The organism is Labrenzia sp. 011 (genome assembly GCF_003075075.1).
Classification (GTDB): domain Bacteria; phylum Pseudomonadota; class Alphaproteobacteria; order Rhizobiales; family Stappiaceae; genus Roseibium.
Genome location: NZ_QCYM01000058.1, coordinates 1 through 1,355, shown reverse-complemented (window position 1 = coordinate 1,355; position 1,355 = coordinate 1). Strand labels below are relative to the sequence as shown.

The window sequence follows — 1,355 nt, the reverse complement described above, 5'->3', positions numbered from 1 at the left end:
TGTCGCACGTCTGCCACCACACTATTTATTCTCTATTGCCGCTAAGGAAGCACCTCGAAGTGGTTTCAAAAAACTGAATGATCTTTTTCGCATGATAACTATAGCAATAGAAGATTCAAAAAACCTTCCGGATTTCCGTCGGCTGACGACATGATGGCAAGTTTTGCGAAATTACTGCCGGGTGTAAAACGCGGCATCGACAGGTCAGTTGGCTTGTTAATCGGCACCTCAGTCACTAAAAGAATTCAGCGTCTTTCCTGCAATTGATAGCCAGCGGAAAAAAAATGAAAAATGTTCTCGTCTCAAATATCATGATGCTGAAAGAAAAGGACCGGTTTGACAAGAGCATACGGGATCTTGGTTATACTCCGATCTGGGCGAATCCAGATCAATTTTTATCTGAGAAAGAGTGTTTGGATTCGGTTGGTCAAATTGACGGGTGGCTCGCCGGAGATGATCGTATTACCGAAGCGGTTCTAGAAGCGGCTCTGCCTCGTCTAAAGGTCATCGCGAAGTGGGGCACAGGTATCGATAGTATCGATTTGGATGCGGCCAAGCGTCTAGGAATTCCTGTGAAAAACAGCCCTGCCGCTTTCGCAAACGCGGTCGCTGAAGTTGCCCTTCATTTCATGATCTCGGTCAGTCGCAAACTGGTCGAAATTGATCGTGCATTGCGAGAAGGTCAATGGCCGAAGCCGCAAGGGCGAGAGCTAGCAGGCCAAACTCTGGGTATGATTGGTTTCGGAGCAATCGGGCAACGTATTGGTGAACTCGCCACCGCGTTTGGGATGAATGTTATCTATTATGACCCGGTCCAGAACGGTCCCAAGAGGTTCTTCGGGAAAGATGCGCAACCCGCCAGCCTTGATGAGATCGCTACGGATTCAGACGTTATCTGTTTGGCTTGTGCCTACACACCCCAAAATCATCATATTGTCGGGCCTGAATTTTTGAGAAAGATTCGCTCTTCCAGCTTCTTGGTGAATGTGGCGCGTGGGCCCCTCGTTGATCAGGAAGCACTTGTGCTCGCCTTGAAGGAAAAGCGGATTGCCGGTGCGGGGCTTGACGTGTTTGAGGTCGAACCTCTGGCGAAGGATGATCCTCTCCTAGGGTTCGACAATGTTGTTCTATGTAGTCACAATGCAAATAACGGTCGAGCTGCAGTGGAATACGTCCACGAGAATACTTTGAACAACCTGAAAAGCATCCTCGGGTGAAGCCGATAGATTTTAGAACATTGGGAGACCTACTTTGAAGTACGGTATTATTGGTTATGGCGGAATGGGTAAAATCCGGCACAATGCGATGCGCGCTATTGGTCAGGACACGGTGTCAAAAATCTACGAAGTAAATCC

General features: G+C 48.3%; 1 protein-coding gene. It reads left to right on the top strand.

Annotation, left to right across the window (positions count from 1 at the left end; all coding sequences use genetic code 11):
• The first annotated feature begins 284 nt into the window (after positions 1–284).
• The gene (locus tag DCO57_RS22180; RefSeq protein WP_116701099.1) at positions 285–1,217 is read left to right on the top strand and encodes a phosphoglycerate dehydrogenase; all 933 of its coding nucleotides are present in this window, start codon (positions 285–287) and stop codon (positions 1,215–1,217) included.
• Positions 1,218–1,355: the final 138 nt, after the last annotated feature.

What these genes read in the sequence shown, in the direction of transcription:
- DCO57_RS22180 (WP_116701099.1), top strand. Translation starts at nt 285, where the DNA reads ATGAAAAATGTTCTCGTCTCAAATATCATGATGCTGAAAGAAAAGGAC.